Source organism: Flavobacterium jejuense (genome assembly GCF_006491595.2).
Taxonomy (GTDB): domain Bacteria; phylum Bacteroidota; class Bacteroidia; order Flavobacteriales; family Flavobacteriaceae; genus Flavobacterium; species Flavobacterium jejuense.
The window spans coordinates 164835-187930 of sequence record NZ_VEVQ02000009.1; the positions used below are offsets into that span (position 1 = coordinate 164835).

Genomic DNA, 23096 nt, shown 5'->3' on the forward strand with positions numbered 1-23096 from the left:
CTTATTTATTTAAAATAATTTGTTTCATCTCTTGCTGTAATTTTAAAGCTTCTTCCCTAGCCTTTTCAGCAAAATCAATCCCGTTTGAAGCATAAATTATACCGCGAGAGGAATTAATTAATAAACCAATAGATTCATTCATTCCATATTTACACACTTCTGACAAACTTCCACCTTGAGCACCTACACCAGGTACTAAAAGAAAGCTATTAGGAACAATTTTTCTAATTTCTGTAAAATATTCCGCTTTGGTGGCACCCACAACGTACATTAAGTTTTCAGAATTTTTCCACTTTTTTGAGGTTTCTAAAACTTGTTTATATAACTCTCTTCCATTGATTCCGGAAAGTTCGGGATTAGTTTGAAAATCGAAAGCACCTTCATTTGAGGTAAGCGCTAGCATAATCGTATGTTTGTTTTCAAAAGTCAAAAAGGGTTCTACTGAATCTTTACCCATATAAGGAGCAACAGTAACCGAATCAAACTGTAGATCTTCAAAGAAGGCTTTGGCATACATTGATGAAGTATTTCCTATATCTCCTCTTTTTGCATCTGCAATTGTAAAAATTTCTGGGTATTTCTCATTAATGTAATGGATTGTTTTTTGTAAAGACTGCCAACCTTTAATACCATAAGCTTCATAAAAAGCGGTATTTGGTTTATAAGACACACACAAATCATGTGTAGCATCAATAATAGCTTTATTGAATTCAAAAATGGGATCTTCTGTTTCTAAAAAGTGTTGTGGGATTTTAGTCAAATCTACATCTAAACCAATACATAAAAATGATTTTTTTGTTTCAATTTGATTAATTAATTGTTCTGTTGTCATGAGAAATAGTGTTGTTCCTGCAAATCTACAAAGTTTAAACTTCAAAAATAAATATTGTGTAAATATCTATTGAAATTATATAAATAATGAAAGGCTTGTGCTGTATAGATTTGTATTATAAATAGTAATACATATGAAAGCTATAGTCCTATTTAATAAATTAACCATAAACTGTATGTGTATTTTAATTGCTACTTGTACAAACGATTTAATAATTAATGCCAAACAAGTTAATTATTTTGAAATGTTCATGTTATCATTAGCTATTGAGTGTAAAAAAAATATAGTAGAAGACAAATTGCTTAAAAATAAAGAGCTTAAAAACAAATTATTAAAATTATATAAAGATTGTCAAAAATCATGTAAGTCGTTCTCCAAGGCTGCTGCTTAACTTTGTATTAAATAAAAAATCAAATAAATAAAATCATTATGGAAGCTATATTAGAACCTAAAATTGGATTAGAAAAAAAAGATTTATCAAACAGCATAAAAGATTTAACCATTGTATTATCTAATGAAATGATTTTATACGTAAAAAGTAGAAAATTTCATTGGAATGTAACTGGAAACAGCTTTATGGAATTGCATAAACTTTTTGAAAACCAATATGGTAAGCTTGAAGAAACTATTGATGAAGTAGCTGAGAGAATTAGCAAGCTTGGAGGAAAGACTATTGGTACAATGAAAGAGTTTATTGAACATTCTATACTATCAGAGGAATCAAAATATGTGAACCAAAATCAAATGCTTGAGGAATTATTAGATGATCATGAAAAGATAATTGTTCAATTAAGAATATTTATTGAAAATGCAGAAGAACATAAAGATGCTGGAACTGCAGATTTTCTAACAGGAATTCTACTAGATCATGAATCTAAATCATGGATTTTAAGAAAATATTTAAGCTAGAGAGTAAATAAAAACAAAATAAATTATTAATTTAAAAACAAATATTATGAACACTACAGAATTAAAAGGAAACTGGAACGAAGTTAAAGGTAAACTAAAACAAAAATATGCTGATTTAACAGACGATGATTTACTTTACGAAGAAGGTAAAGAAGATGAATTGTATGGTCGAATTCAAAAAAAAGTTGGAAAAACTAAAGATGAAATCAAAAAATGGATTGCAGACTTGTAGCATATAGTTATGTTATTTAACAATACAAAAAGAGGTGAAAGCCTCTTTTTCAATATAATTTAAGAAATATAATATGGACACAAAAAGTAAACATCACAGCGCTTTAGATTTATTAGGTTTTATTGCCATAATATTTATTGCTTATATGTTAAAAGGACTAATCATTCCCTTATTGTTTGCTATAATTTTAAGTGTTTTATTATATCCTATTGTGTCTTTTTTAGAAAAAAAATTTAGATTCAATAGAGTTTTATCTGCTCTTGTTTCTATAATTACTCTAACTATTTTAGTGATGTCTGTTGTTTCTTTTGTAGGAATTAAAGTAGAGGAAATTGCCTCAAAAAGAAATGAATACTATACTAGTGCAAAAGAAAAAATAATCCCCTTAATTAATAAAGCAGAAAAATCCACAGGCATTCAATCTGAAGAAATTATCCAAACTGAGAATATGAAAATGGGCAAAGTCGTAAAGGATAATTTTTCGGATATTACCAGTTTTTTAATGGCTTCTGGAAGTATTTTAAGTAATCTAGTACTAGTTCCTTTATACATGTTTTTCTTTTTATTATATAGAAAATTCTTTATTAGTTTCATCTATTCAATTTGTTCAAAAAAGTGCAGTAAGGGAGAAACTAAAGAAATTTTAACCAAACTTTACGAAGTGCAACAAAACTATTTAATTGGTCTACTTACCGTTATGCTAATAGTTGGTTGTTTAAATTCTATTGGATTATTAATATTAGGAATTGATTATCCTTTTTTCTTTGGTTTTTTATGTGCTTTGTTATTATTAATACCTTATATCGGCATTATAATTGGTTCTCTTTTACCAGCTATAGTAGCCTTAGCAACAAAAGATTCTGCTTGGTATGCCGTTGGAGTAATTGGTATTTTTGGATTTATCCAATTTATAGAAGGCAATTTTATTACACCAAATATTACAGGCTCGAAAGTGAGTATTAATGCTTTTGTATCAATTCTATCCATAATTGTTTTCTCAATGTTATGGGGAACATCAGGTATGGTTTTGGCTTTACCTGTAACTGCAAGTTTGAAAGTAATTTTCGATCATTCTCCTCAGTTTCGTGCTATCGGATTTTTATTAGGTCAACCAACAGATGAATTTTTAAAGAGTAAAGCAAGAAGACGATTAAAGATTTGGAAAGAAATAAGAAAAATAAAAAACAAACAGTAATGAAATTCATGCTATATATTACCTTATTAAGTTCGCTACTAAGTTGTAAAAAAATTAAAAACGAATTCAACATTGACGAAGATAAATTAGAAGAAATAGGACAATCAATTATGAATAATTCTACTATTGATTTACTAATTAGAAAAAAATCTTTTTTAGGTATAACCATTAACGATTCTATAAACAAACATGAATTACTATTAACTAAAAATAGCTCCTCTATAAATATTGATAATTATACTTTATCGACTGTTCAATATGATAGTTTAGCTCAAATAATTACTTCTCCAGATAATAAGTTCATTATAAGTGATATCATAGTTACTTCATCTGAAGCTTTTACAGAATTAGGGTTAAAAGTGGGATCAACTTTTAAAGATATTAAAGACAATATCAGGTATTATGAAATTAAACAAACAGATAATGGTACTACATATGTTCAGGATTCGATTTTTAAATACATGTTGAATTATAATAAAAAAACAGCTAATTCTTCTATCTCTGATACTATAAAAATCAAACAAATTATTATTAATAATAAAAAATAAATATCATGAAAAAAATTACATTTTTAATCTCATTAGTATTCATATTAAGCTCTTGTTCTCCTAAAATTGTTGGAGAATGGAATGTAAGTAAATATCAAACTACTAAACCTGGTATTGAAAATATTTCATTGAATAATATTGGTACAATGACATTCAAATCTAATAATGAAGGAGAAAAAAATTTAGACTATACTGTGCTAGGTATAACCAAAAAAGACAATGTTCCTTTTACTTGGAAAGCCACAGAAAAGTATATCACTATTGATAGTGAAAACTCAGATTTTGCGAAGACCTGGATTATTTTAGAAAGCAAAAATAGCTCTCAAATTTGGAAATCTACAAATGGTGAAAATGAAGTACAAACAATTGAATTAACCAAATAATTACAAAGTATGAATGAGCAAATTGAAAACTTTAAGAACATGCTAAGTAAAACTTGGATCAATCTTTATGAATCCATGCCTTCAATTGTGTTTTCAATAATCGTATTTGGTATTGGTTTATTAATCATACGAAAGCTAAAAGGTGTTGCTTACACTTTTATTGATAAAAAATCAAAAGACCCTTTAGTAAGTGATTTTTTAGTAAATGTAATCGCTTTAATATTAACAATTTTCTTATTAATTATCTCGTTAAGCATATTAGGTTTAGGAGAAATCACAGATAAAATATTAGCTGGAGCTGGAATTACTACTTTTATTATTGGATTTGCATTAAAAGATATAGGAGAAAACTTTCTTTCTGGAATAATAATGGCTTTCAAAAGACCTTTCAGAATTGGTGATTTAATAGAAATTAATGGTTTTAAAGGTAAAGTTATTAATATGTCTTTGAGAGAAACTTTAATTAAAACATTAGATGGAAAAGAAGTTTTTATTCCAAATGGATTAATTGCGAAAAATGGATTGGTAAATTATACTTTAGATGATTTATTACGAACCGATTTTTTAATTGGTTTAGATTACAATGATGATACGCAAAAAGCTTTAGACATTATTGAAAACATTTTAAAAAATGAAGAAGCTATATTGCAATATCCAGAACCATTTGCAGTAATTGATGAACTGGCAACCAGTACTGTTAATGTTAAAGTTTTCTTTTGGTTCATGACTGATAATATCAAAGTGCCAGGTGCAAAATTAAAAAGCAATATAATGCTAAAAATTTTTAAATCATTGATGGATAAAGGGTTTGGTTTACCATCAGACATTGTTGAAGTTAAAATGTTAGAAAAATAGTACTTTTATAGCAATATAAAAGTAAAGTAATTATTTATCATTGTAAACGTTATCAATATCAGTATAAGGTTGCAAATTATATAGTCAAACTTTGAAAAAGAAATTTAAAAAATATTTAAAAATAATACTCTGGATAATAAGTTCAATTCTTGGACTTTTTTTTCTTTTAATTATTGCTTTACAAATTCCTTTTGTACAGAATTTTGTTAAAGATAAGGCTGTTAGCTATTTATCGAATAAAATACAAACAAATGTAGCTATAGGTTCTATTGAAATTGGATTACCCAAAAAAATAATCATAAACGATTTCTATTTTGAAGACCAAACTGGTGATACTTTAGTAGCTGGAAAAAAACTAGATGTTGATATTAGTCTTTTTAAATTAATATCAAATTCCGTTGAAATTAATCATGTTTATTTAGAAGGAATAACAGCTAAAATCAACAAAAACAAAGATTCTCTTTTCAATTTTGATTATATTATTGAAGCTTTTGCTAATAAAAATGAGACTTCTACTTCTGAACCAATGGTTATCGATATTAACCAAATTAAAATTAAGAAAAGTAAATTCTATTACAAAGATGTTGTTAGTAAAAATGATTTAGATGTTACTATTAATTATTTTGAAACAGAATTTAATACTTTTGACCTCAACAATTTAGCTTTTGATATTCCTAAAATTCAGCTAGACGGTTTGCAACTAAATTTGAATCAAGGTTTAGTTGAAACAACTACAAAAGTCAAAGAAAATATTAAAAATCAGACTAAAGCTAAAATTCTAGATCTAAAACTCAATGAAATAAACCTAACTAAAATAGCTGTTTCTTACAAAAATGAGACTTCAAAATTAAACACAAATATTGCTTTTGAAAAACTAAAAACTACTGTTAAAAACATAGATCTTAAAAATCAAAAAATTGAAATAAACGATTTAATTCTTGAGGATACTTATGGAAAATTAGCTTTAGGAAAACTTGATCAAAAAATAGTTGAAACAAAAAGCGAAACTACTAATTCAAACTGGAATCTAAGTGTAAATACAATTAGTTTTTCAAACATTAATCTAGATTACGATAATAACACCTTTGAAGTGCACAAAAAGAGTTTAGATCCAAATCATTTATCTGTTACTCAATTAAATTTTAAAGCAAATGATTTAACTTATACTACGACAAAGTCATCTGGTATTATAACTAGTTTCAACTTTTTAGAAAAAAACGGTTTTATACTAAATAATTTAAGTACACAATTTGAATATGCAGAACAAAATGCTTTTCTTAAAAACTTAAACATTATTACTCCACAAACTCATTTAAAAAATGAAAATATAGCCTTAAAATACACTTCTATAGCTTCATTAACAAAAAATCCAGAAAATATTCAGTTGCAAGCTAACTTTAGTAATAGTAGCATAGGTTTTAAAGACATTCTTTTATTAGTTCCAGATTTAGCAACTACTTCTCCATTTGATCAATATAAAAACAGTATTGTAAATTTTACAGCTAATGTAAATGGAAAATTGAGTAACCTTCAAATAAAAACGTTTAAAATATCAGGAATTGGTGCAACAAAAATAGATTTAAAAGGTTCCATTTTAGGTTTACCAAATGTAGACCAAACTTACATCGATTTAATAATTTCAACTATAGAAAGTACTTCAAAAGACATAGCTAATTTAATTCCCAAAGGATCAATACCAAATACAATAACATTACCAGAACATTTCATCGCTAATGGAAATTTTAAAGGCTATATCACTAATTTTGAGACGAAATTAAATTTAAAGAGTTCCTACGGAAATGCAATTGTTGACGCTTCATTAAATTTATCTAAACCTAATCATGAGGCATATAATATAATAACTTCTTTAGACCAATTTAATATTGGTAAATTAATTCAAAATAAAGATTTAGGAACGGTTTCTTTAAATACAACTATAAAAGGAAATTCTTTTGATCCTAAAAAAGCCAATGCAAAAATAGAAATGGAAATTCTTTCCGCAAATTACAATCAGTATAATTACAATTCTATCATTTTGAATGGAACGATAAAAGAAGGAAATTTTAATGTATTTTCAAAAGCTACTGATCCTAATTTAACATTCAATTTAAATACTTCTGGAGATTTTGGTAGAGAAACTCCAAAAGCCAAACTAAATTTAAAAATAGATTTAATAGATTTAAACAAACTCAACTTATATGCTAATGCTTTAAAATTAAAAGGAGATATTAATGCTGATTTTGATACTCTTGATTTAGAAAACCTCAACGGAAATTTAAGTGTCACCAATTTCTTAGTCGCTCTAGAACAGGAACAATTCCCAATTGACACCCTAACTTTAAGAGCTGTTTCTTCCGCTGAAAAAGATTCCATTATTTTAAAATCTCAGTTTGCAAATGCAACTATTAATGGAAACTATAATTTAGCTACAATTAGTAATGCTCTCACAAATAGTTTTTCTAAATATTTAAATACCAATTCCAATTCCGGTAATAAAACACCTTCCGAACCACAACACTTAACTTTTGAAATCAATATCAAAGAAGAAGAAATTATAAAGAAAATTGTTCCCGATTTAAAAGAGATGTCAGCCATTTCAATCAGTGGAAATTATAATTCTGCTAACGATTCAATAGTAGTTAATGCTTCTGTTCCAAATTTAAACTATGCTGGAAACCAAATTACAGCAGGAAATTTTTCAATTACTACTAAAAATGAAGCTTTAATATATAATTTAAATGTTGCCAAGATTCAAAACAATGCTTTTATAGTACCAAAAACAAAAATTTCAGGTAAAATTGAAAATAATCAAATCGATTATCAAGTAAGTATTATTGATTTAAAAGAAGTCGAAAAATATGCTATTTCTGGAAATTATTTGGTGAAAAACGAACTATCAGAAATTAATTTAAATCCAGAAAAATTAGTTCTAAACTACGAAAATTGGACTATTGATTCAGACAACAGTATTCAAATGTCACAAAGTGGAATTAATATTAAAAATTTCAATCTTTCTAAAAATCAAAATTCGATAACTATTCAATCTAAAAGCGATGATTTTTCAGCTCCAATAGAAGTCAATTTAAAAGATTTTAAATTACAATCTATTACAAATATTGTTAGTTCTAATTATGAGTTTGGTGGAACAGTTACAGGAAATACTACAATTGAAAATTTAAATAAATCTCCTCTTTTTATTGCTGATTTAGCTATTGAAAATTTTACTATAAAAAAGGATACGGTAGGAAACATGGCTTTAAAAATTGATAATAAAATAGCCAACACTTATACTGTTGATTTAGGATTAACAGGTAATGATAATAAAGTAAAAGTTATTGGTGATTATAAAACTGGTTCAGAAATTTTGAATTTCAATATTAATTTACAAAAATTAAAAATGAGTTCGCTTCAAGCTTTCACTTTAGGCAATTTAAAAGATAGTGAAGGGTACTTAAATGGTAAGCTACAAGTTGCTGGAAAAGCTTCTAATCCTAATATTGATGGTAATATACAATTCAATCAAGTTGGTTTTAATTTAATTCCTTTAAATTCAAAATTTAAATTAATCAATGATAAAATTATATTTAATCACAATGAAATTGTATTCAATGATTTTAAATTAAAAGATGAAAACGATAATAATTTAAAAATTAATGGTACAATTAATAGCTCTGATTATTCCAATTTAGGATTTAACTTAAATATAGTAGCAGAAAACTTTAAAGCAGTTAATTCAGAAGCGAAAAACAATGACTTATTTTACGGACAATTGTACTTAGACAATTCAATTAATATAAAAGGAAATCTAAACAATCCTGTTGTTAATGGGAATATTAAAATTAATAAAGACACTAAGTTTACAATTGTTTTACCACAAGAAGATCCGTCAATAGCAGATAGAAAAGGAATTGTAGAATTTATTGATCAAGACCAACCTGTTTTAATTACTGTTGAAGATCCAATGAAAAAAATTACAGAGACAAGCATAAAAGGAATTAATGCTTCTGTAAATATTGAAATTGATAAAGAAGCTGAAATTTCTATTATTATTGACAAAACTAATGGAGACTTTTTAAAACTAAAAGGAGAAGCTAAATTAAATGGAGGAATTGATGCTTCTGGGAAAACAACGTTAACAGGTAAATATGAATTTACAGACGGTTCTTATGAAATGAGCTTTAATCTAATTAAAAGGAAATTTGATATAAAACCAGGAAGTTATATTTTATGGACAGGAGAACCAACTACAGCTAATGTTGAAATAACTGCCATTTACAAATCTGAAATTGCTCCTATTGATCTAGTAAATGATCAATTAGGAAACGTTTCGACAGAAACTAGAAACACTTACAAGCAAAAAATTCCATTTGAGACGCAATTAAAAATGACAGGTGAACTAATGACTCCAGAGATTAATTTTGATATCGTATTACCAGATGGAAATAATGATGTTTCTACAGAAGTTATTAATACAACTAAAGCCAAATTAGAACAAATTAGACAACAAGATGATGTTTTAAACAAACAAGTTTTTGCTGTTTTATTATTAAATAGATTTATAGGTGAAAATCCTTTTCAAAGTGAAAGCGGTGGTTTAAGTGCTACTAATTTAGCAAAACAAAGCGCTAGTCGAATTCTATCTGAACAATTAAATCAATTAGCAGGTGATTTAGTTAAAGGTTTTGAAATTGACTTTGATTTAGAAGCCACTGAGGATTATTCCTCTGGTCAAAAACAAGATAGAACCGATTTAAATGTTGGTATTTCAAAAGAGTTATTAGACGATCGCTTGAAAGTAACTGTTGGAAGTAGTTTTGGAATTGAAGGTTCTCAAAATGAAAATGAACAAGCAAATAATATTGCTGGTGATGTTACTGCCGAATATTTGATAACTAAAGATGGTAGATATAAATTAAAAGCCTATAGAAAGAATAATTATCAAGTAGCTTTACAAGGACAAGTAATTGAAACTGGAGTTGCTTTCATAATTACCATGAACTATGATAAATTTAAAGAACTATTTCAGAAAAAAGCAACAAAAAAACAATAAAATTCTCTATGAAAAAGCATTTGCTCCTTTATTTAGTTACAATTACTCTACTACTATTTTCTTGTAGTGGTACTAAAAATATTCCTGAGGGTGATTTGTTATATATTGGACATCAATTAGAGGTTAATGGTGAAAAAGTAACCAAATCGGAAAGAAAAAATATCGAAAACAACTTAGATGGTTTAATTAGACCAAAACCAAATCGTTCAATTTTAGGTATGAGACCAGACATTTTCTTTTATAACCTTGCAGGAGATGTAAAAAAAGAAAAAGGTTTTAGACATTGGATCAAATATAAATTAGGAAGAAAACCCGTTTTATTTAGTGAAGTAGATTTATCATATAATAATAAAATTATTCAAAATTATACTGAAAACAAAGGCTTCTTCAATGTACAAACTATTTCAGACTCTACTAAAAGAGGTAAAAAAGGAATTGCAAAATATAAGGTAACATTAAATCATCAATACAAAATAAAACAAATTGTATATCCAGAAGATTCAACGACAATAGCCAAACAAATTACCAATTTAAAAAAAGATAGTTTTTTAAAAGTTGGTGAAGCTTATGATTTAGAAAAAATTAAAAATGAAAGAAATAGAATTGACACTAAACTAAAAGAGTTAGGATACTACTATTTCAATGAGAATTTTTTAATTACTAAAGTAGACAGTACAGTAGGAAACCATGAAGTTGATGTTATTTTAGCTATAAAAAAAGACACTCCAGAAAAAGCCAAACAAGCTTTCAACATCAATTCAGTTTATGTTTATTCTAATTTTAAAATTGATAATGACACTTTGAATATAAATCCTAATGCAACAACAAAATATGAAAATTTCACTATCATTGATGATGAAAAACTTTTTAAGCCTGTTGTTTTTGAAAACACTTTATACTTTAAAAAAGGGGATTTATACAACAGAACAAATCATAACTTATCATTAAATAGAATTATTACTTTAGGTACATTTAAGTTTGTAAAAAATCAATTTAAAGAAAGTGATACTATTGGTAATTATCTAGATGCTTATTATTATTTAACTCCATTACCTAAGAAATCCATTCGATTAGAGGCTTTGGCCAAAAGTAATTCTGCAAATTATTCAGGAACGGAGCTAAATATTAACTGGAGTAATAGAAATACCTTTAAAGGAGCAGAATTATTGGCTTTATCTGTTTTTGGAGGGTTAGAAGTACAAGTTTCAGGTCAAAATAATGGTTTTAATGTATATCGATTTGGTGGAGAATCTAGCTTAACATGGCCAAGATTTATTCTTCCTTTTAAAACACATACAGCTAGTGGTTATGTTCCTCGAACAAAAGCGATATTAAGTTATGAATATCAATTCAGATCAAAACTGTATTCTTTACAAACTTTTAAAAGTTCTTTTGGATATTTATGGAAAGAGAATAAAAGAAAAGAACATAATTTAAATGTTTTTGATATTACTTATACTTCATCAAATGGTATTACTGATTTATATAAACAACAGATAGCAGAAAATACTTCATTGGAAAAAGTGATTCAGAAACAGCTTATTTTTGGTCCAACCTATTCTTATACCTATACGAACTCGATGTTGACAAATAAAAAGAATACCTTCTATTTTAAAGGTGCTTTAGATTTATCAGCAAATGCAACCAGACTTATATTAGGAGCCAATGATGTTAATAACCCTAAAACTATTTTAGGAGTTCCTTTTAGTCAGTTTTCAAAATTTGAAATCGACTTCAGACATTATTTGAATTTTAATAAAGATACCAAATTAGCTAGTAGAATAATTATGGGAGTTGGCATTCCTTATGGTAATTCTAATGAACTTCCTTTCATTAAACAATTTTTCATAGGAGGAACAAGTAGTATTAGGGCTTTTAGAGCGAGATCTATTGGTCCTGGAACTTTCATTGATACTACAAATAATACTTTTTTACCAGATCAATCAGGAGATCTAAAATTTGAATTTAATACTGAATTAAGAACAAAAATTTATGATTTAGTAAAAGGAGCTGTTTTTGTCGATGGAGGAAATATCTGGTTATTAAATGAAGATATTAATAAACCTGGAGCTACTTTTTCAAAGAACTTTATGAATCAACTAGCTATTGGAGCTGGTGTTGGATTGCGTTTTGACTTCTCTTTTTTAGTTTTAAGAACTGATTTTGCTTTTCCTTTACGAAAACCTTATTTACCCAAAGGAGAAGAATGGGTTATTGATGATATTAATTTTGGAAATGGAAACTGGAGAAAAGAAAATCTGATATTCAATTTAGCAATTGGCTATCCATTCTAGTCATAAAAGCTACTATTTTATTTTATGATTGTAAAGAATAAATATAAATTGATATAATTATGTAAGATTTTCAAAAAATTATATAAGTAAGAGAATTCATTTTATTTCTAGTTTTGAATAACTATAAGAAAAACTAACCATGCCTATTCAAAACCAAAATAATTCATTGATTATAAAGCAACTAGTCAATGATATAAAAAAGAAGTTTATTGTTTTTTTTATTGATATAGCTAATGTAGTAAATTATCAAAATAGTGTATTTAAAAACATTTTTACAAATACATTTGAGTTTAATGAATTTTTAAAACAGTGTTACCAAATTGGCAATAAATCTGTTGGTTTAATCTCAATTACAGGTATTATAATTGGTTTAGTATTAACCATACAATCTAGACCACCTTTAGTCGATTTTGGTGCAATTGGAATGTTACCAGGAATGGTTGCCATATCTATAATTAGAGAAATGGGACCTGTTATTACAGCTTTAATTTGTGCTGGTAAAATAGGATCTAGTATGGGAGCAGAATTAGGTTCCATGCGAGTAACCGAACAAATAGATGCTATGGAAGTCTCTAATACAAATCCTATAAATTTTTTAATTGTACCAAGAGTACTTGCAGCAACAATAATGATTCCTATTTTAACCTTATATGCAGATGTCATTGGAATTTTTGGGAGTTGGTTAGGTGTAAATATAAAAGATAACGTTAGTATTACTCTTTTTATTCATCAAGCTTTTAATAATGTTGATTTTATCGATTTAGTACCTGCACTGATAAAGTCCTTTTTTTTTGGAGCTGTAATTGGACTAGTTGGTTGTTATAAAGGATTCCATGCTGGAAGAGGAACAGAAAGCGTTGGTATAGCAGCAAACTCTGCAGTTGTTACTTCATCATTATTGTTAATAATTGTTGATTTAATTGCTGTACAAATAACAGATTTATTATGAAAAAGGTATTAATTGATATAAAAGAGGTAAAAAAAAGTTTTGGAAAACAAGAAATTCTAAAAGGCATTACCTTACAGCTTCTGGAAAATGAAAATCTAGTGGTTTTAGGAAAATCTGGATCAGGAAAATCGGTTTTAATTAAATGTATAGTTAACTTATTGAAAATAGACTCAGGAAGTATAAAAGTAGATGAACGAGAAATTTCAGAAATAAATGAAACTGATTTAATAGAAGTTAGAAAGCAAATTGGCTTTTTATTTCAAGGTGCTGCTTTATATGATTCTATGACTGTTAGAGAAAATTTGACTTTTCCATTAACTCGCTTGGATGAAAAATTTTCAAATGAAGAGATCACACAAAAAATAGAAAAAGTTTTAGATGATGTAAGTTTACCCAAAGCAATAGACAAAATGCCTTCTGAACTTTCAGGTGGCATGAAAAAGAGAATTGGCTTAGCCCGAACTTTAATCGTAAATCCAAAAATATTATTGTATGACGAGCCTACAACAGGTTTAGATCCGATTACATCAGATGAAATTAGTAACCTGATAAATGAAACCAAAGATAAGTTCCATACTTCTTCCATTATAATAACGCATGACATAAAATGTGTAAAAACAGTAGCTGACAGAATCGTTATGTTAAAAGATGGAATTGTATATAAAGAAGGAACACTATCTGAGTTTGAAAACGATACCGATAGCTATATAAAGTCATTTTTTAATTAAAAAAACAAACATGGAAACGCAAAATAAATCTTATAAAATAAAACTAGGAGTTTTTGTAACATTAGGAATAATTTTTCTAGTCTCAATAATTTTCTTAATTGGGAGTCAACAAAATCTTTTCAGCTCTGAAATTAAAATAACTACAAAATTCAGAAATGCAAGTGGATTACAAGTTGGAAGTCAAGTGAGGTTTTCTGGTATTTCAATAGGAACGATAAATAATGTTGAAATTATAAATGATAGCACCGTTCAAGTGGATTTTTCTATTAAAAATAAAATCAAAAAGTTTATTAAAAAAGATAGTAAAGCTTCAATAGGTTCTGAAGGTGTTATTGGTGATAAATTATTGGTTATATCACAAGGAAGTACAAAAACGGAATCAATCGAAGATGGAGATATTATTAAATCTTTCGAACCTATAGAGATCGATGATATTTTAGCATCTGTAAAAGTCACAGCAGAAAATGCAGAAGTTATTACTGATGAATTAGCCATGTTACTTACTGATGTTAATGATGGAGAAGGTACATTAGGAAAACTAATGAATGATGAAAGTATGGCTGAAGATTTAGAAAAAACCATGGAAAATTTAAGAAAAAGTTCTAAAGGATTAAATGAAAATATGGAAGCAGCAAAACATAATTTTTTATTAAGAGGTTATTTTAGAAAAAAAGAAAGAGAAAAAAAGAGAGCATTAGAAAAAGCACAAGAAGAAGCTGAAGAAAAAGAAGCTAAAAAATAAAAAATAATCTTTGTTTGATTGATACAACTAATTTATTCCATATATTTTTTATTACTTTTACTAAAATCAAAAAACAACAACTGTGAAACTATTTTTAAAGCTTGATTCTAATATTTTAGCTAAAAAAATCTTGGAAGAAAAATTAATAAATTTCAATGTAAAATATGAAGTTACTAATTCTTCTGAAATTTTATTTTTAGAAAACATACCAACAGAAACCTATCAACAAATCACTACTTTATTAGAAGAATATGGGTTTGAAATAATTGAAAATCAAAAAAACATATTGGTTCAAAAAATTAAAGATGCCATTATTGAAATGGTTTTTAGTGAAGATGCTCCTAATGTAAAAAGTTCCGTTTATTTAGCAGAAAAACTAGATCATAGTTACGGCTACTTGTCAAATATTTTTTCAGAAGTTACTTATACTTCAATTGAAAATTTTATTATCATTCAAAAAATAGAGCTGACAAAAAATCTTATCATTAATGAGAATCTTAGCTTAACAGAAATTGCTTTCAAATTGAATTATTCAAGTGTAGCTCATTTAAGTACACAATTTAAAAACACTACTGGCATAACTCCTTCTGCCTTTCAAAGAATTATTACAAAAAGAAGAGAGATTGCTACAAAAAATATAAACTAAAAAACATGCAAAAAGATTATATCCTTATTACTTTGGCTGATGATGATGAAGATGATCGTCTATTCTTTACAGATGCATTTGATGAATTAAAAATTAATACTGTTGTCAATACTTTCAAAGATGGTAGAGAATTGCTAGATTTTTTACATCATCCTGAATCTGTTTTACCAAATATTATTTTTTTAGATTTAAACATGCCAATTTTAAACGGTATCGATTGCTTAAAAGAAATTAAAAAAAGTGATAAATTCAATGATATTGCCATTGCCATTTATTCAACCTCATCTTCAGATCAAGATGTAGAAAATACTTTTGTATTAGGAGCAAATATTTATATTAAGAAACCTAGTGACTTTAATACTCTAAAAAAGGTTTTATCTGAGGTAGTAACCATAAACTGGCAATACCATACTAGCGGATTAAATAAAGATAATTTTTTACTGCGATTATAACCCATTTTTTATGAGAAAAAATAAATTTAAATCTTCAAAATTTCATAAAATAATTTTCACTATTAGTTTATTTGTTGTTCTCTTTATTGGAGCGATAACTTATAAACATATAGATGATGTTTCTACATCTTCAAAACAAATAATGCATACTTATGAAGTTAACTTAGAATTAGAACGTTTATTTTCTTATATAAAAGATTCAGAAAATAGTATGAGAGGTTTTTTAATTACTAATGAAAGCATTTATTTAAATCCTTATTATACTGCAAATAGTAATATTAATCAATCATTTAGTACATTAAAAAAGTTAACTTCTGATAATAAAAAACAACAAAAGAATCTAAATGAATTATATGAAATAATAAAAAAACGTTTAGACTATAATGGACAATATTCTGATCCAGACGTAAGCAAGCATATAGAGGACACTAAGAAGTTTAAAAAAGATTTTTTTAAAAGTAGTAAACTCTTAGTTGCTATAAGGAATAAGATTAATGAAATGGCTGATTTAGAAAGTTCCTACCTAAAAAAACGCAATTCTCTTTATAATGAACAAATTAGTTTTACTCCAGTTTTAACACTTAGTATATTATTTATTACCATTCTACTAATTGTATATTCATATTACAAAACAAATAAAGATTTAGAAAGGCTTAAAGAAATTAATAATAGTTTAAATAAATCCATTTTTTTAAATTCTCAGGCAGAAATACTATCGAGTTTTGGAACTTGGGAATGGAATTTAATCACTCATGTTACTACTTATTCGGATAATTTTTATCGTATTTTAGGTTATGAACCTCATTCATTTCCATCTACAAATGATAATTTTTTAACATTTGTGCATCCTGAAGATAAAGAAATTGTTTTAGAAATCATGAGCAAAGTCGTGAAAGAAGAAAATTTACCACCTTCTACTTTTAGGATTATAAGGTCAGATGGAGAAATTCGTTTTTTTAGAGCAACTGGTAAATTATTTGATGAAAAATTAAAAAGCAAAACAGTTTTAGGTGTTACGCATGATATAACCGATGAAATCAATAACAATTTGCTTTTAAAAAAAAATATTGAGGATTTAAAAAAAGTGAATAATGAACTTGAAATTTTTGATGAATCAAGCAAACAAGCAGAAATTTTAGGAAATTATGGAAGTTGGGTTTTAAATTTTGAAAACAACAAGTTTATATATTCTGATAACAATTTTAGATTAATGGGATATGAACCTCAATCATTTGAACCTACAATCGAAAATCTTTTACTTCACGTACATGAAGAGGATAAAGAAATTGTGATTGAAGCTAATGAAGCAGCACTGTCTAATGATGAAATTCCAACAATGAATTATAGAATTATTAGAAAAGATGGTGAAGTAAGACGTTTTAAAACCGTAGCTAAATCATTTATTGATCTAAGTGGTGAAGAAAGTATAATTGGTACAACTCAAGATGTAACAGAAGACTATTACAAAAGTAAATTACTAAAAGAACGTAATTTAGAATTAGAACAAAATATTAAAGAACTAAATGAATTCAATCATGTTGCTAGTCATGATTTACAAGAACCTCTAAGAAAAATTCAAACCTTTATCTCCAGATTAAACGATAAAGAAAAAGAAAATTTATCAGATTTTGGTAAAGATTATCTCTCGAGAATTCAAAGAGCTTCAGATAGAATGCGTATCCTAATTAACGACTTACTACAATATTCTAGAACTAATAGAGGAGATAAAAATTTCAACAATGTAGATTTAAATGAGGTTTTAGCGAACAGTCTACTTGAATTATCGCAAAATATTGAAGATAGAAAAGCAAACATTCAATACGATTCTTTACAAGTTATCAAAGGAGTAGAGTTTCAAATGCAACAACTTTTCACAAACTTAATAAGCAATTCCTTAAAATATTCTAAAGAAAATGAAGTTCCAAAAATTGTGATTAAATACAAAAAAGTAAAAGCTAAAAATGAAGCTATTTTAAAAGACAATTCCAATAGAGTTTATCATAGAATAAGGTTTAAAGATAATGGAATTGGTTTCGAACAAGAAAATGCAGAAAAAATATTTTTACTTTTTAATAGACTTCATGGAAAGACCGAATATCAAGGAACAGGTGTAGGTTTAGCTATTTGTAAAAAAATAGTAGAAAATCACAATGGTTATATTTTTGCCTCTAGTGAACCTAATAAAGGATCTATATTTACTATTTATATACCTAAATCTTAATTGATTAAAAGTATGAAATTTAAAAGATTTTGGACAGTTTTAAAAAATACTTTTACAGGATTTTTAGACAAAAAAATCTTAAAAATGAGTGCTGCTTTAGCTTATACAACTGTTTTTTCAATTGGACCTCTACTGCTTGTAATTCTTTATTTGTGTGATATATTTTGGGGAAGAGAAGCTATAGAAGGTTCGATATACAATCAATTAAAAAGTTTTGTTGGAAAAGAAAGTGCTATTCAAGTTCAAAATATGATACAAAATTTAACTATTTCAAATAGCACTAGTCTTGCTGGAATAATTGGAATTGTAATGTTAATCATTGGAGCAACTTCTGTTTTTGCTGAAATTCAAGATTCAATTAATACGATTTGGGATATTAAACCAAAAAAGAAATCAGGTTTTTGGTTATTCATTAAATCTCGATTACTTTCCTTTGGAGTTATAGGAAGTATTGGTTTTATATTATTAGTTTCATTAGGTATTTCTGCAGTAATGGATACAATTAGTCAACAGCTTACCTCCTATTTCCCTGAAGTATTATATTATTTAGTTTATATTGCTAATTCTTTATTAACTTTTGTTATTATTTCATTGTTATTTGGAGCTATTTTCACGATTCTTCCAGATGCTAAAATAAAATGGAGACAAGTAAAATTTGCCTCATTTGCAACTGCTTTGTTATTTATTTTTGGTAAATTTTTAATCTCTTTTTATATCTCTAATTCTAATATAAATTCAGTTTATGGTTCTGCTGGTTCATTTGTTATCGTAATAGTTTGGGTCTACTACTCTTCTGTTATTTTATATTTTGGAGCCCAATTAGCAAAATCATATGCAATAGAATATGCTTCACCTATTCAACCTTCAGAATTCGCAGAATTCATAACAGTAAAAGAAGAAAAATCAAATAGTCAAATACTACAAGAAAAAAGATAATAGATTCTTTACTATGATTTAAAAAACACTCTTTGTAGTGTTTTTTTTATGTCTTATAAGTAGCCAAACTTAAAATTCTATAATAGAATTAAAAAATGATATAACATCCTTACAGCCTAATCGACTTAAATTTGTCTTATAAGTTCTTCGATAAGAGATAGAAACAATTATAATGGTAAAATGGAAATAGTATAATTTAAACATAAAATGATGTAAGATACATTTTCTTTAAAAAAACCAACTTTGTAGTGTATTAAAAATGAATAAAATGAGAAAGACAAACCCCAAAAGAACCTTACATTTTTATTTGATATTATGTGGTCTGACATTGTTAACGGTTACTTCTTGTGTCTTTACAAATAATAAAGAAGAAGATAGTTTAATGACTTATATCAATGGAAACGATTATAAATATGAAAATGTTGAAGCCGAATTGTTAGCCGAATTTAGTGAGAAAAATTTGAACCTTATCTCAATTAGTAATAAAGTAAAAGAAAAAGAAGTTCCATTTAGAGTAAAGTGTTTGGCAAAAAACTTAGCTCAAGAACAAATTAAAATAAATAAAATAATTAATCAAATTACATCTGAGAAATTAATAATCATTCCAAGTATCAATATTCAAAATGACAGTAATGAGTTGGATAAAGTAGACAGTGAAAATTTTAAAAAAAAATACTTAGAAATTGTCACAAAGATTATTAAAAGTCAGATTCATGATTTAACAATGCTATCTGAAACAACAAAAGATGTAGATTTTAAAATTTTAGCATTGCAAACCATCGTAAAACTAAGTAATTCTTTAGATGAAGTGAAACAAATTAAGACTACTCAAACATGAAAAAATGGATAATAGCACTAGTGTTGTTAACATTGTTTACATTAATTGCAAATGCCACAACTCTAATCATCTATTGAAATAAGAAAAAGAAAAACAATTAAATATAAATACTAAAAAGAAATAACATGAAAAAAAGAAAAAAAATTGTAGCAACACTAGCATTACTTTTAACAACTTCATTAGCTGTTAATGCACAATCTAAAGATTCAAGTGCAGAATTTGGTTTTAAAGGAGGCCTAAATTTCTCAAATATGTACACAGAAGATGTAGACGACAACAATGTACTGACCAGTTTTAATGCTGGTGTATATGCCAAATTACCCATAACAGATGCAATAGCAATACAACCAGAGCTATTATATAGTAGAAAAGGTGCTGAACTAGTTTATGACAATGCATTTGCTGAAGGAACGGCAAAATTCAAGTTAAATTATATAGAATTACCACTTCTATTAAAGTTAAACCTAACAGATAGTTTCAACGTTCATGCAGGACCTTATTTTGCATATTTAATTGATGCACAAGTAACTAACGAAACTAACGACGGTACATTTGATTTTGAAGATACCTACAACAATGATGATTTCAACAAATTCGATTATGGGTTATCAGCTGGTGTTGGTTTAGATTTTGAATCAATAGGAATAGGAGTTAGATACAATTATGGTTTACAAACCGTAGGAAAAGAAAGACAATTTGCTGGAACAACATATACGGTTCCTGATGGGAAAAACAGTAATTTAAGTTTGTACTTAGCTGTTAGATTAAATTAAAAAATATAAAAATATTATCATGTCAAATTTATTATACCTCATAGCAGTCATATTAATTATAGGCTGGGCACTAGGCTTTTTTGTCTACAGTGTAGGATCTTTAATTCATATATTATTAGTTATAGCAGTTATAGCCATAATATTTAGAATTATTCAAGGAAAGAAAATTTAAAAACAAGTATTAAAATTTAAAAACAAATATTATGAAATCAAATAAAGCATTATTAGGAGTAGTAGCAGGTCTAGCTGCTGGAGCAGTTATTGGAGTATTATTAGCGCCAGATAAAGGTTCAAAAACAAGAAAAAAAATATCAAAAAAAGTAGGACATTTAAAGGATGACCTTAAAGAAGGACTAGACAATACAATCAACTCACTAGAAAACAAATATGATGAACTTCATGAAAAATTCAATCATATATCAGAAAATGTTGAAGAAAAATTTAAAGAAAGTAAAACTAAACTGAAAGAGGAATTAGAAAAAATATAAGAAAATGGAAAATGTAGCTACAAATATTGAAATGCTTTTTGAAAAAGCTCAAGATTATACAAAAACTAGCATCGATTTATTAAAATTAAATGCTATTGATAAAACAGCAGATATTGCTGCATCCTTAACTTTTAGATTAGCTTTGGGATTAATTGTAGCTATGTTCTCCTTATTTATTAATATTGGGATTAGCCTGTACATTGGAAAACTAATAGGTGAATACTATTTAGGTTTTCTAATTGTATCAGGGTTTTATTTACTATTAGGTATACTACTTATTCTTTTTAGAGATCGTTTTATCAAAATTCCCATAACGAATTTAATCATAAAGAAACTTTTAGAAACTAAAATTAGATAAGATGAAAAAAGTAGACCAAAATCAACTTCTAGATGAAAAAATAAGGCTCTTAAAAAAGAAACAATTAAATGATTTTTCTGTTTTAAAAGAACAATTTTTTGTCACTGCGGAAAGCCTAAAACCAGTTAATATAATAAAAGAAACTATACATGATTTTAAAAATTCTAAAGATATTAAGAATTCATTATTAGAATCAGCTTTAGGAATAGCAGGAGGATTTGTTACAAGAAAAATGATTATTGGCAAATCATCAAATATATTTAAAAAAATATCAGCAACAGTTATACAGTATCTAGTATCGAATTTTATTACAAACAAAGCAGAAAAAATAAACATAAATGAAAAAGATATTCAAAATAGTGCTAATTAGTTCATTACTTCTAGGTACATGTGCAAAAACGTTCTCTCAAAATCAAGGTGACAATTATAATAGAAAATTCAAACTAGGTATAGGAGTTTCCACAGGGTTACCATTTAACGATCCTTATAATTTCAATTTAGGTGGAGATTTAAGACTTCAATATAATTTATCAGAAACTTATTCATTAACATTTACAACAGGGTTTAATAATTTATTTGTTAAAGATGATAATACAGATCTTAGTTATATACCAATAAAAATAGGATACAAATCTTTCATTTTTAAAAATGAATTTTATGTAATGGGAGAAGTTGGAGTTGCCTTTTCAGTCACTAAAGAATATGATACTAATTCCTTATTATTTTCTCCTAGTGTTGGATATGCAACAAAATATGTTGATATCAGTGTGAGATATGAGTTTCTTAAAGATTTTCCTGTTATAAAAGACAATGCTGTTGATGATGGCTTAGGACAGGTAATGTTGAGACTGGCATATGGTTTCGATTTATAGAATAGAAATTATATAAATCTATATTAAAATTCTATAAAACAATAAGGAGGGAATCAAACTAATTTTACAAAATAATAATAACATTAATAAAAACAATTTAAGATGAAAAATTTAAAAATCACTTTAGGATTATTTGCAGTTGCAGTGTCATTGACTGCCTGTACAGATGAAAAAAAATTACAAGCTGAAAAAGATGTTGCCATGTATGCTAACTATGTAGATTCAGTAAGTGGAATTGAAATGGATGAAGCAGCTACAGAATGGGATGCTATCCAAAAAGATCATGATCGTTTAAAAATGAATGCTGAAAATTCTTTAACTGGTGTAGAAGAAAGTGCAAATTTAAAAGAATCGGTTGATAATACAACTGTTAGATATGAAGAATACAAAGTAAAAGTTGTTTCTGAGAAAGAAAAAGCGGATATGGAAAATGCTAAAATGAACATTCGTAAAGCTTTATTAGGAGATGGATATGATGGGTCTGATATGTCTTTTGCATGGGTAAATAAAGATAATATATTAAGCGTTTATGATAATTTTGTAACTACTGTAGAAAAAAATAAAGATTCTTATTCAAGAGAAGATTGGGATGAAATTAAATTAATCTATGAGGCTTTAGATACAAGAAAAAACACTGTTGAAAAAGAAGGATTATCATCAGAAGATAATAGAAAAATTGCAGCTTTAAAAATTAAATTTGCACCAATGTATACCGTAAATAGAATAGGTGCAAAATCAGAAGAAAACGAAGAAGCAAAAAAATAATTGGTTAGGAAAAAGAAACAGCAAGATATT

Annotated in this window: 25 protein-coding genes; 24 read left to right on the forward strand and 1 reads right to left on the reverse strand. The window is 26.8% G+C overall.

The window, feature by feature from the left end:
• Position 1 precedes the first annotated feature (1 nt).
• Positions 2–832: an orotidine-5'-phosphate decarboxylase gene (pyrF, locus tag FIA58_RS14475; RefSeq protein ID WP_140963199.1), complete on the reverse strand. Its 831-nt coding sequence runs from the start codon at positions 830–832 to the stop codon at positions 2–4.
• Between the two features lie 133 nt (positions 833–965).
• Between pyrF and FIA58_RS14480 the strand changes: the two genes are divergently transcribed.
• The 24 genes from FIA58_RS14480 (at position 966) to FIA58_RS14595 (ending at position 23066) form a co-directional block, all read left to right on the forward strand.
• The gene (locus FIA58_RS14480; RefSeq protein WP_140963200.1) at positions 966–1223 is read left to right on the forward strand and encodes a hypothetical protein; all 258 of its coding nucleotides are present in this window, start codon (positions 966–968) and stop codon (positions 1221–1223) included.
• 38 nt (positions 1224–1261) lie between these two features.
• On the forward strand, positions 1262–1741 hold the full coding sequence (locus FIA58_RS14485) for a Dps family protein (protein WP_140963201.1): 480 nt from the start codon (positions 1262–1264) through the stop codon (positions 1739–1741).
• A 46-nt stretch (positions 1742–1787) separates the two neighbouring features.
• A complete protein-coding gene (locus tag FIA58_RS14490) occupies positions 1788–1973 on the forward strand; it encodes a CsbD family protein (RefSeq protein WP_140963202.1) in 186 nt (61 codons plus the stop codon).
• Positions 1974–2046: 73 nt separating this feature from the next.
• Entirely contained in the window at positions 2047–3168 is a 1122-nt protein-coding gene (locus FIA58_RS14495; RefSeq protein WP_140963203.1) for an AI-2E family transporter, read from the forward strand.
• Complete coding sequence (locus FIA58_RS14500) at positions 3168–3716, forward strand: hypothetical protein (RefSeq protein WP_140963204.1); 549 nt, start codon at positions 3168–3170, stop codon at positions 3714–3716. Before FIA58_RS14495 ends, FIA58_RS14500 begins: the two co-directional genes overlap by 1 nt.
• A 5-nt stretch (positions 3717–3721) precedes the next feature.
• Positions 3722–4099 (forward strand): membrane lipoprotein lipid attachment site-containing protein, encoded by a 378-nt coding sequence (locus FIA58_RS14505; protein WP_140963205.1) that lies wholly within the window; start codon positions 3722–3724, stop codon positions 4097–4099.
• Between the two features lie 9 nt (positions 4100–4108).
• Positions 4109–4954: a mechanosensitive ion channel family protein gene (locus FIA58_RS14510; protein ID WP_140963206.1), complete on the forward strand. Its 846-nt coding sequence runs from the start codon at positions 4109–4111 to the stop codon at positions 4952–4954.
• 91 nt (positions 4955–5045) lie between these two features.
• Positions 5046–10004, forward strand: coding sequence for a translocation/assembly module TamB domain-containing protein (locus FIA58_RS14515; protein ID WP_140963207.1), 4959 nt, complete (start codon positions 5046–5048; stop codon positions 10002–10004).
• 8 nt (positions 10005–10012) lie between these two features.
• Positions 10013–12298, forward strand: coding sequence for a translocation and assembly module lipoprotein TamL (gene tamL / locus FIA58_RS14520; protein WP_140963208.1), 2286 nt, complete (start codon positions 10013–10015; stop codon positions 12296–12298).
• Positions 12299–12437: 139 nt separating this feature from the next.
• Complete coding sequence (locus FIA58_RS14525) at positions 12438–13247, forward strand: MlaE family ABC transporter permease (protein ID WP_140963209.1); 810 nt, start codon at positions 12438–12440, stop codon at positions 13245–13247.
• Positions 13244–13975 carry an ABC transporter ATP-binding protein gene (locus tag FIA58_RS14530; protein WP_140963210.1) on the forward strand — a complete coding sequence of 244 codons (732 nt, stop codon included), beginning with the start codon at positions 13244–13246 and terminating at the stop codon, positions 13973–13975. The genes FIA58_RS14525 and FIA58_RS14530 overlap by 4 nt, the downstream gene beginning before the upstream one ends.
• Positions 13976–13985: 10 nt before the next feature.
• Positions 13986–14717 carry an MlaD family protein gene (locus FIA58_RS14535; protein WP_140963211.1) on the forward strand — a complete coding sequence of 244 codons (732 nt, stop codon included), beginning with the start codon at positions 13986–13988 and terminating at the stop codon, positions 14715–14717.
• Between the two features lie 82 nt (positions 14718–14799).
• Positions 14800–15363, forward strand: coding sequence for a helix-turn-helix domain-containing protein (locus FIA58_RS14540; RefSeq protein WP_140963212.1), 564 nt, complete (start codon positions 14800–14802; stop codon positions 15361–15363).
• Between the two features lie 5 nt (positions 15364–15368).
• Complete coding sequence (locus FIA58_RS14545; protein ID WP_140963213.1) at positions 15369–15815, forward strand: response regulator; 447 nt, start codon at positions 15369–15371, stop codon at positions 15813–15815.
• 10 nt (positions 15816–15825) lie between these two features.
• Positions 15826–18036 (forward strand): PAS domain-containing protein, encoded by a 2211-nt coding sequence (locus tag FIA58_RS14550; protein ID WP_140963214.1) that lies wholly within the window; start codon positions 15826–15828, stop codon positions 18034–18036.
• 12 nt (positions 18037–18048) lie between these two features.
• Complete coding sequence (locus tag FIA58_RS14555) at positions 18049–18972, forward strand: YihY/virulence factor BrkB family protein (protein ID WP_140963215.1); 924 nt, start codon at positions 18049–18051, stop codon at positions 18970–18972.
• A gap of 268 nt (positions 18973–19240) precedes the next feature.
• Complete coding sequence (locus FIA58_RS14560) at positions 19241–19810, forward strand: hypothetical protein (RefSeq protein WP_140963216.1); 570 nt, start codon at positions 19241–19243, stop codon at positions 19808–19810.
• A 125-nt stretch (positions 19811–19935) separates the two neighbouring features.
• On the forward strand, positions 19936–20583 hold the full coding sequence (locus tag FIA58_RS14565; RefSeq protein ID WP_140963217.1) for a porin family protein: 648 nt from the start codon (positions 19936–19938) through the stop codon (positions 20581–20583).
• A 19-nt stretch (positions 20584–20602) separates the two neighbouring features.
• The gene (locus tag FIA58_RS14570; RefSeq protein ID WP_140963218.1) at positions 20603–20755 is read left to right on the forward strand and encodes a lmo0937 family membrane protein; all 153 of its coding nucleotides are present in this window, start codon (positions 20603–20605) and stop codon (positions 20753–20755) included.
• A 31-nt stretch (positions 20756–20786) separates the two neighbouring features.
• On the forward strand, positions 20787–21071 hold the full coding sequence (locus tag FIA58_RS14575) for a YtxH domain-containing protein (protein ID WP_140963219.1): 285 nt from the start codon (positions 20787–20789) through the stop codon (positions 21069–21071).
• A 4-nt stretch (positions 21072–21075) separates the two neighbouring features.
• Positions 21076–21429: a hypothetical protein gene (locus FIA58_RS14580; RefSeq protein ID WP_140963220.1), complete on the forward strand. Its 354-nt coding sequence runs from the start codon at positions 21076–21078 to the stop codon at positions 21427–21429.
• A 1-nt stretch (position 21430) separates the two neighbouring features.
• Positions 21431–21799, forward strand: a complete 369-nt coding sequence (locus FIA58_RS14585) for a hypothetical protein (protein WP_140963221.1) — start codon at positions 21431–21433, stop codon at positions 21797–21799.
• The gene (locus FIA58_RS14590; protein WP_140963222.1) at positions 21768–22301 is read left to right on the forward strand and encodes a hypothetical protein; all 534 of its coding nucleotides are present in this window, start codon (positions 21768–21770) and stop codon (positions 22299–22301) included. The genes FIA58_RS14585 and FIA58_RS14590 overlap by 32 nt, the downstream gene beginning before the upstream one ends.
• A 102-nt stretch (positions 22302–22403) precedes the next feature.
• Positions 22404–23066: a DUF6565 domain-containing protein gene (locus tag FIA58_RS14595; protein ID WP_140963223.1), complete on the forward strand. Its 663-nt coding sequence runs from the start codon at positions 22404–22406 to the stop codon at positions 23064–23066.
• The last annotated feature ends 30 nt before the right edge of the window (positions 23067–23096 follow it).

Excerpts from the sequence above, each read along its gene's own strand:
- FIA58_RS14490 (WP_140963202.1), top strand. The coding sequence starts at position 1,788 with ATGAACACTACAGAATTAAAAGGAAACTGGAACGAAGTTAAAGGTAAA.
- FIA58_RS14510 (WP_140963206.1), top strand. The coding sequence starts at position 4,109 with ATGAATGAGCAAATTGAAAACTTTAAGAACATGCTAAGTAAAACTTGG.
- FIA58_RS14485 (WP_140963201.1), top strand. The coding sequence starts at position 1,262 with ATGGAAGCTATATTAGAACCTAAAATTGGATTAGAAAAAAAAGATTTA.
- FIA58_RS14530 (WP_140963210.1), top strand. The coding sequence starts at position 13,244 with ATGAAAAAGGTATTAATTGATATAAAAGAGGTAAAAAAAAGTTTTGGA.
- FIA58_RS14570 (WP_140963218.1), top strand. The coding sequence starts at position 20,603 with ATGTCAAATTTATTATACCTCATAGCAGTCATATTAATTATAGGCTGG.
- FIA58_RS14525 (WP_140963209.1), top strand. The coding sequence starts at position 12,438 with ATGCCTATTCAAAACCAAAATAATTCATTGATTATAAAGCAACTAGTC.
- FIA58_RS14565 (WP_140963217.1), top strand. The coding sequence starts at position 19,936 with ATGAAAAAAAGAAAAAAAATTGTAGCAACACTAGCATTACTTTTAACA.
- FIA58_RS14585 (WP_140963221.1), top strand. The coding sequence starts at position 21,431 with ATGAAAAAAGTAGACCAAAATCAACTTCTAGATGAAAAAATAAGGCTC.
- FIA58_RS14480 (WP_140963200.1), top strand. The coding sequence starts at position 966 with ATGAAAGCTATAGTCCTATTTAATAAATTAACCATAAACTGTATGTGT.
- FIA58_RS14595 (WP_140963223.1), top strand. The coding sequence starts at position 22,404 with ATGAAAAATTTAAAAATCACTTTAGGATTATTTGCAGTTGCAGTGTCA.
- FIA58_RS14580 (WP_140963220.1), top strand. The coding sequence starts at position 21,076 with ATGGAAAATGTAGCTACAAATATTGAAATGCTTTTTGAAAAAGCTCAA.
- FIA58_RS14555 (WP_140963215.1), top strand. The coding sequence starts at position 18,049 with ATGAAATTTAAAAGATTTTGGACAGTTTTAAAAAATACTTTTACAGGA.
- FIA58_RS14575 (WP_140963219.1), top strand. The coding sequence starts at position 20,787 with ATGAAATCAAATAAAGCATTATTAGGAGTAGTAGCAGGTCTAGCTGCT.
- tamL (WP_140963208.1), top strand. The coding sequence starts at position 10,013 with ATGAAAAAGCATTTGCTCCTTTATTTAGTTACAATTACTCTACTACTA.
- FIA58_RS14590 (WP_140963222.1), top strand. The coding sequence starts at position 21,768 with ATGAAAAAGATATTCAAAATAGTGCTAATTAGTTCATTACTTCTAGGT.
- FIA58_RS14560 (WP_140963216.1), top strand. The coding sequence starts at position 19,241 with ATGAGAAAGACAAACCCCAAAAGAACCTTACATTTTTATTTGATATTA.
- FIA58_RS14495 (WP_140963203.1), top strand. The coding sequence starts at position 2,047 with ATGGACACAAAAAGTAAACATCACAGCGCTTTAGATTTATTAGGTTTT.
- FIA58_RS14500 (WP_140963204.1), top strand. The coding sequence starts at position 3,168 with ATGAAATTCATGCTATATATTACCTTATTAAGTTCGCTACTAAGTTGT.
- FIA58_RS14535 (WP_140963211.1), top strand. The coding sequence starts at position 13,986 with ATGGAAACGCAAAATAAATCTTATAAAATAAAACTAGGAGTTTTTGTA.
- FIA58_RS14505 (WP_140963205.1), top strand. The coding sequence starts at position 3,722 with ATGAAAAAAATTACATTTTTAATCTCATTAGTATTCATATTAAGCTCT.
- FIA58_RS14550 (WP_140963214.1), top strand. The coding sequence starts at position 15,826 with ATGAGAAAAAATAAATTTAAATCTTCAAAATTTCATAAAATAATTTTC.
- FIA58_RS14545 (WP_140963213.1), top strand. The coding sequence starts at position 15,369 with ATGCAAAAAGATTATATCCTTATTACTTTGGCTGATGATGATGAAGAT.
- pyrF (WP_140963199.1), bottom strand. The coding sequence starts at position 832 with ATGACAACAGAACAATTAATTAATCAAATTGAAACAAAAAAATCATTT.